We start from the raw sequence: 6994 nt of genomic DNA on the forward strand, positions 1-6994 counted from the left end.
GCTATGAATGTATTGGGTGTTGATATTGGCTCACGTAACACCAAGATCGTAGTATATGATTCGCTGCTGAATAAGATTGCTTTTAGCGCTTACAAAGCCACGGATGTGTCTGCATCTCAGACGGTAGATGATCTTCTCGTAGAGATGTATCGGCATCTGGGACATATTCACATAGATAAAAGCTGTGTAACCGGCTATGGACGCAAACTGTACAGTGCTGCCGATATGGTTAAGAGCGAGATAACATGTCATGCCAAAGCTTGTTCCTACCTTTTTCCCCACGCCAGAACAGTGATCGATATCGGAGGTCAGGATTCCAAGATTATCAGTTTGAACGAGGACGGAAGCGTGAAGGACTTTGTGATGAACGATAAATGCGCTGCTGGAACGGGAAGATTCCTGGAAATGACAGCGATGCGACTGATGTGCGATTTGGATACGCTTTCCCAGCTCGCATCTCAATCCGATGAAACCATAGCCCTTAGTTCAACATGTGTAGTCTTTGCCGAATCTGAGATCATCGGACTATTGGCAAAGGGGCATAAAGTGGCGAACATCGCTCGTGCAGTTCATGTAAGTATAGCCAGACGCATTTATGCCCAAATGGCACCTCTTCAGTGCGAATTACCCGTGGTTTTCACTGGTGGAGTTGCTCAGGGTTCAGATCTTGCTCAATGCATCTCAAATATTTTGTATACCAAGCTATTAATTCCGGACGATCCGGAGATCACCGGTGCGCTGGGTGCAGCTTTGATTGCTTTATGAACTATGATTATCACATTCACAGCGAGTTCAGTTACGACAGTAGGATGTTAAGTGCAGATCTGGTAAAGAAAGCAATTGATCTGAGATTTGATGAGATTGCCCTCACCGAACATCTGGATCTATTGCCTCAGGAGCTTAGTGTGTACGGGCTGCCTTCTTTACAGAAGTACCGCAATCACTGCATGAAACTGCAAGCTGAGTATTCCGCAATTAAACTTCGCATGGGTATAGAAATAGGTGACTACCACCAAGTACAGAGTTTTGCGGAAAAGCTCATCTCAAGTTTCAACTTTTCCCCCATCCTCGGCTCGGTTCATTTCCTCAGCGATCACACCAATGTAGCCATTCCTCTTTCTGCCCCACTTAGCCCATCTCAAATCGAGGATTACTACTTACAGAATCTTGTGTTGGTTCAAAGCTGCAATTTCAATATATTGGCTCATTTTGGCGTTTACAAACGCTATTACGATACCCCACCCGATGAGCATCATGTTCAGCCCATCATTGATGAAATTCTGAGGACTATCATCAAACGGGATATATCACTGGAGATCAATCTGAGCAGCCTCCGTAAACCTTATGGACAGATCATCCCCGAGATTGACTTGATCCGGCACTACCATGAGTTAGGAGGTAAATTCATCTCAATCGGTTCGGATTCACATAGCTTGGATCATTTTAATAGGATACCGGATTTCGTTTTAGATATCTGCAAAGACTTCAGTCCTCCTCCGCTAAGCTGAATCTGGTTCTCTGATTCTCTCACGCAATTATTGGAAAACAAAGACATTATATCTCTTCATTCACTAAGAGATTTACTCTGATTATTTTGTCCAAACCGATTGAAGATAGAGACACCTTTTGTAGTACGGATTGACGGTTAGCTACTCCAAAATCCAAGTCTAGTTATGACTACTACTCCATTTCTCCATAAAAGCCCTGAATTTCGCTTCTACAACCGGAATGTCTTCTTTGGATTCTACATATAAAGGTTCAGAATATTCTATCTGAATGGTGGCAAATGGTTTGGGGAATCTGAAGCGGTCCCAGGAATTGAATACCCATTCCCTTTTCGTATGGCAGGCAACCGCTACGATGGGAATCTTTGCCAAAAGTGCCAGTTGAAACATTCCGGGGTGGATGGTTCCCACTGGCCCTTTGGGGCCATCCGGAGTAATCGCAAGAGACTTGTCTTTAGCAAACCGCAGCATTGCCTTCAAAGCTTGCGAGCCCTGTCTGCTGCTGGATCCTCGGACTGTAGCGTAGCCCAAAACTGTTAACGGCCCTGCAATCAATTCTCCGTCTTTTGAGGAAGATATCATCACGGCAACCGGATCTCCGGCACGTTGCAGAGCGCAGTGCATTAGATCCCTGTGCCAAAGCCCATAAATCACCCGTTCATTTTGGGGTTGATTGCGGACTTCAAAGCGCAAGCTAAGCTTGATAAGGTATAATAACCCGGCGGCCAGGTAATTGTATATGGTTCTAAAAAGGCTTGCCATAGACACTAACCAAATGATCGATAATCTTCGGAACTTCTATGCTGGGTTTCTTTTCCCCCAACATTGACCTCAGTTTGCGCAGCTCAAGAGTTACCACATCCCGCCTGGCGCTTCCTTGCTGCATTTCCTTAATTTTAGCATTGATCATATCCGGATTTGCGTCTTTCTGCACCAATTCCGGCAACACATCATTGTCCAGGATGATATTGGGCAATCCTATGTGCGACACCCTGATTAAGCGTTTACCGATCATATATGATATGGGGTTCGCTTTGTAGCAGATCACCGTGGGAGTTCCCACGAATCCCGCTTCAAGCGTCACAGTCCCGGAAGTACAGGTCAATACTTCGCAATGACGCATCATATCGTAGGTATAACCATCTATTATGTTCAAATTGCTCATTCCCGTGCCACATACCATATCCATAAACATGCTGTGATTTACGCTATGTGATTTTGATACAAGGATTTCGTATTCCTTGGGATCCCATTTCTGGGCGGCTTTCAGAAACACTGGAAGCATCTTCTTTATTTCGTTGTTCCTGCTGCCCGGAAAGAAACCAAGCCATTTCTTGTCAGGATTGAGGTGAAAGAAATTGGCAAAGTAGTCCCTGTCCATCTTGAATTCAATCTCTTCTGCGATGGGATGTCCCACGTAACTGCATGTTACATTGTGAATATTCAGCATCTCTTCTTCGAAGGGTAATATGCAGGCAGTATGACGCACGCTGTCTTTCAGTTTTTGCACTCGTTCGTGTTTCCATGCCCAGAACTGGGGAGCGATATAATAGAGTACAGGGATTCGATATTCGTCTGCCAAATGCGCAATTCGCAGATTGAATCCGGGATAATCTGCTAATATCGCTATATCCGGTTTGTCTTCTGCAAATAGCTTACGAATTCCCCGTTCTACTTTCAAGAAGAAAGCAATGTGTTTGATCACCTCTACAAAACCCATTACTGCGAATCTCTCGAAGGGATACAGGGCTCTCAACCCTTGAGCTTGCATTTTTGCCCCTCCGATGCCTATGTGTCGAAAACGCTTTCCGGATTTTGCCAACGACTTCATGATTAACTCACAGTGAAGATCACCACTGCTTTCGCCTGCCAGCCAAAACACTTTTATCTCTTTATCCATTAGTTCACTGCCAATTTCCCCATCAATGATAGCGGAGTTACGATCAAGCTTGCCATTACTACTCCAATCAGAATATATAGCATGGATTTCCAGAAGCTAATCCCAAATATCCTGGCTGCCAGCGCTCCTGTCCAGCCTCCGGTACCTGGAAGAGGTATGCCAATGAATATCGTGAGTCCTAGTGCTTCATATTTCTCGATAGCCTTGCCTTTATTGCGTGTTCTGGCAAAGATCCACTTGGTAAACCGTGCCCCTATGGGAATCTTGCTGATCATGTTAAAGAACCACTCTAACACAAGAAGCCAAATCGGCATCGGGAGCATGTTTCCAATAATGGACAAAACGGTAGCTTCAAACCAGTGTAGCTTGAATACGAGGATAGCCACAGGTATGGAACCTCTTAACTCGATTACTGGTAACATTGAGATAATCAGGACAATTATCCTAGGACTCAACCCTCTTGCTTCCAGCCAATTGACAGTGTTATCCGAGAAAGATGAAGCAGATAAGCTGCCCCAAATAAGCAGCATTATTACTACACTTATTATCACTTTGTATTGCGATCTATTCAAGTGTTCTCCTTGTAATTTTACCATAGAGGTATAGTCCGAAGTTATGCACATTTTTGTCAATCACAAATGCTTTTTTACCGTTCTCGCATATTCTGCATGGAATCTGTGGACAATGGCAGGCCTACGCTCCAGGATGGCTTTCTCTGAAGATTAACCCGTACTGAAGGAGTTATCATCGGGTTATCATCGAGTGAACACGGGATGATAACAGCTTTATATCTGCTTCATCACTGCTTGAAACATGGAGGAAGGATAGTATGCCGATACCACAGATTTATGCAGAGTCCAATATTCTGATATTAAATCCTATCCTTATCACCTTTTTTTTTTAACAACGAAAGCTCAGCCCTTAAATGTAGCATCACTGCTCTTTATGCTTTATTACTCTACCTAGCTTGCTGGAACTATGCAGTTAAAGAGTATCCCAAAGACATCCTATGCGAGGCTTGATAAATGTTCAGGATGTGCTTTAGATGTATATGAGGTATCAGCCTGTTTGAGCAAACAATCTTGTATCTCTGCTAGGATTGGATAACTCAGGGATAACTCAGGGGAATTCCAATCTGGCGATGAAGTTCTTGACAGTAAAACGAAATATGCAAAATGTTGATTGGTATTTATCTATAAACAATGCCCCAGTAAAGCTCTATTTAGTTAGAGACAAAAGACTCTTGGGTATGAACTTACAAAAAGGAGTTTCACATGACTAAAACCTCAGTAGTTATCGCGCTGTTAATGTTTCTTTCGACCATATCGGCTCAACCTTGGACAATGGACAATAGTATCTTCAATCCTTCAGGAATTCCCAGCCTCACCTTTTCCCAAGTCCGTTTCAACGATATTGACGAGGATGGAGACTGTGATATCTGGTTGGGCAACACTTCCCGTCCACCGGTATTCCTAGAAAACACAGGCAGCATTAGTGAACCTGTTTACATTGTGGGAACCGACTATCTTTCAGGTTTATCCTATTTGACCTGTGAAGTTACAATATCGGCAGATTTGAACGGGGATGGTATTCTGGACTTGGTTACCGGAGGCTTTTCCGGTTTATTTTACTATCTTGGGCAAGATGCGGATACCCCTTCTTATGTTGAAGTGCCGAGCTTCTTTGCTGGTCTGAATCTGAGTCCCTATCCCGTTCCCGATCTGGCAGATGTGGATGGTGACGGAGATTTGGACTTGCTGATTGGCCTTTCCGAAGATGGAGCTGTAAGGTTGTATATGAATACCGGAAGCGCTACAGAACCGCAATTTAGCGATAGCTTTGAGTTAGTCTCGGATATCGGACTATATGCCTACCCTGTATTCTGTGATTTTGATGGTGATGCGGATATCGACATATTTTGTGGACGCGATCTGCATGGATTTGTCTATTTTCAAAACAATGGAAGCCCCACAAATCCGCTTTGGGAAGAGAATAGCGCCTTATTCTCCGGATTGGGAAATGAGACATACTGGAATTCAGGAGATCTATCCGACATCAATGGAGATGGATTGTTGGATTTGGTGTATGGAACTGCAGACGGCCCCTTGAAATGCTTTGTGAACAATGGCAGTGCAACAGTACCATTGTGGCAGGAAAACACAAGCCTCTTTGGCGGTTCTATCGATGTGGGTGGTGCCAGTAGTCCTTTCTTCATAGATTTCGACGCAGATGGAGATTTTGATATGCTTACGGGAACTCAATTGGGCTACATCAAGTATTTTCGTAATGTAGGAGATATCTACAATCCTGCTTGGGAAGAAGATAGCGATTTCTTTTCCAGTATTGATCATTCAATCTATTCATCTGTAGCTGCTGCAGATGTAACTGGAGATGATCTTCCTGATCTTGTGGTGGGAGATCTCAGTGGCGGTCTTTTCTACTATAACAACCTCGGAGTATCTTTATTCTACAACTCATTTATGTTCATGGGCATCAACTATGGGGGATGGTCTTGCCCAAGGTTTGTTGATCTGGATACCGATGGTGACTGGGATATTGTAGTTGGCAATGAAGACGGAAACCTGCATTACTTGAAGAACGAGGGTAGTCCGATAGCTCCAAACTGGCAGGAACAGCCTGGTTTCTTTGGTTCCATAGATGTAAGCAGCAGTTGCTCCCCCACTTTCGCTGATATCGACGGAGATGGGGATCTGGACCTTTTGGCGGGGAGTTCATGGGGAGAATTGTACTGTTATCTCTATGACGAAAGTATATGGGTGCCAAATTCAACGATATTTAGCGGCATCGAGACCGATCAAAACGCTGCCCCGGCATTGGTCGACCTGGATCATGACGGAGATTTGGATCTGATCTTGGGAGATTACGACGGAACCTTCAAGTTTTTCCGTAATGAACTTTATTCTGCTGAGGTACTGAATCCTCCTCTCAATATCGGATACGAATACACGGAAATGCACATGATTTTCTGGGATGATCCCATGGAAGGCAGCACTTCACCCTTTGAGCTCTATAATGTTTATCTGGATGGATGTTTGGTGGCTTCTACACCAGATAACTTCTACTTCTTTGAAGAACTGGATCCGGGTACTCACCTTGTTGGCGTAGCGGCACAATACATAGCTGGTGAATCCCTCCCCGTCCAGATGTCTATAACAGCCTCAGATAATCATGATCTTCTAAACTCCCCCATTCTTCTGACAAATTATCCCAATCCCTTCAATCCCAACACTACTATCCAGTTCAGCTTTCCTTCCGGAGATGCCAGGCTGGAGATATACAATATTAAGGGACAATTGATAAGGCAATTCAGTGGATTGAACAGCGCCGATAAGCATATTGTGTGGGATGGTAAAGATGAAAATGGCAGACCGCAAAGCTCAGGAGTCTATTTCTACAGATTGCATAATAACAGGAAAAGCGCTATGAACAAAATGCTGTTGCTGAAATAGTATCAAATGACTATAGGATGTCTTAAAGCCTTGTATTATATGGGTTTTCTTAGGCATCTGCCAAAATGAGAACGTGGGCACGGTCAAGAGATCGTGCCCTTACTCATTTTGTTTCCGGC

The 6994-nt window shown here is 44.0% G+C and carries 6 protein-coding genes; 3 read left to right on the forward strand and 3 right to left on the reverse strand.

Translation table 11 applies throughout. The features are described from left to right. Positions 1–3 precede the first annotated feature (3 nt). Both PHF32_05840 and PHF32_05845 read left to right on the forward strand, forming a co-directional pair. Complete coding sequence (locus tag PHF32_05840) at positions 4–765, forward strand: acyl-CoA dehydratase activase (protein ID MDD4560239.1); 762 nt, start codon at positions 4–6, stop codon at positions 763–765. Next, positions 762–1508, forward strand: a complete 747-nt coding sequence (locus PHF32_05845; GenBank protein MDD4560240.1) for a histidinol-phosphatase HisJ family protein — start codon at positions 762–764, stop codon at positions 1506–1508. The genes PHF32_05840 and PHF32_05845 overlap by 4 nt, the downstream gene beginning before the upstream one ends. 159 nt (positions 1509–1667) lie before the next feature. On the opposite strand, the gene PHF32_05850 is transcribed toward PHF32_05845, so the two are convergent. The 3 genes from PHF32_05850 to PHF32_05860 are packed head-to-tail and all read right to left on the reverse strand — an operon-like array spanning position 1668 to position 3977. Further along, positions 1668–2267, reverse strand: a complete 600-nt coding sequence (locus PHF32_05850) for a lysophospholipid acyltransferase family protein (protein MDD4560241.1) — start codon at positions 2265–2267, stop codon at positions 1668–1670. Then, positions 2251–3405, reverse strand: a complete 1155-nt coding sequence (lpxB, locus tag PHF32_05855) for a lipid-A-disaccharide synthase (GenBank protein MDD4560242.1) — start codon at positions 3403–3405, stop codon at positions 2251–2253. The genes PHF32_05850 and lpxB overlap by 17 nt, the downstream gene beginning before the upstream one ends. Next, positions 3405–3977 (reverse strand): small multi-drug export protein, encoded by a 573-nt coding sequence (locus PHF32_05860; GenBank protein ID MDD4560243.1) that lies wholly within the window; start codon positions 3975–3977, stop codon positions 3405–3407. Before PHF32_05860 ends, lpxB begins: the two co-directional genes overlap by 1 nt. Positions 3978–4679: 702 nt before the next feature. On the opposite strand from PHF32_05860, the gene PHF32_05865 reads away from it, so the two are divergent. Beyond that, positions 4680–6875 (forward strand): FG-GAP-like repeat-containing protein, encoded by a 2196-nt coding sequence (locus tag PHF32_05865; GenBank protein MDD4560244.1) that lies wholly within the window; start codon positions 4680–4682, stop codon positions 6873–6875. The last annotated feature ends 119 nt before the right edge of the window (positions 6876–6994 follow it).

This window comes from Candidatus Cloacimonadota bacterium (assembly GCA_028706475.1).
Lineage (GTDB): Bacteria > Cloacimonadota > Cloacimonadia > Cloacimonadales > Cloacimonadaceae > UBA5456.

Excerpts from the sequence above, each read along its gene's own strand:
- PHF32_05840 (MDD4560239.1), top strand. The coding sequence starts at position 4 with ATGAATGTATTGGGTGTTGATATTGGCTCACGTAACACCAAGATCGTA.
- PHF32_05845 (MDD4560240.1), top strand. The coding sequence starts at position 762 with ATGAACTATGATTATCACATTCACAGCGAGTTCAGTTACGACAGTAGG.
- PHF32_05850 (MDD4560241.1), bottom strand. The coding sequence starts at position 2,267 with ATGGCAAGCCTTTTTAGAACCATATACAATTACCTGGCCGCCGGGTTA.
- lpxB (MDD4560242.1), bottom strand. The coding sequence starts at position 3,405 with ATGGATAAAGAGATAAAAGTGTTTTGGCTGGCAGGCGAAAGCAGTGGT.
- PHF32_05865 (MDD4560244.1), top strand. The coding sequence starts at position 4,680 with ATGACTAAAACCTCAGTAGTTATCGCGCTGTTAATGTTTCTTTCGACC.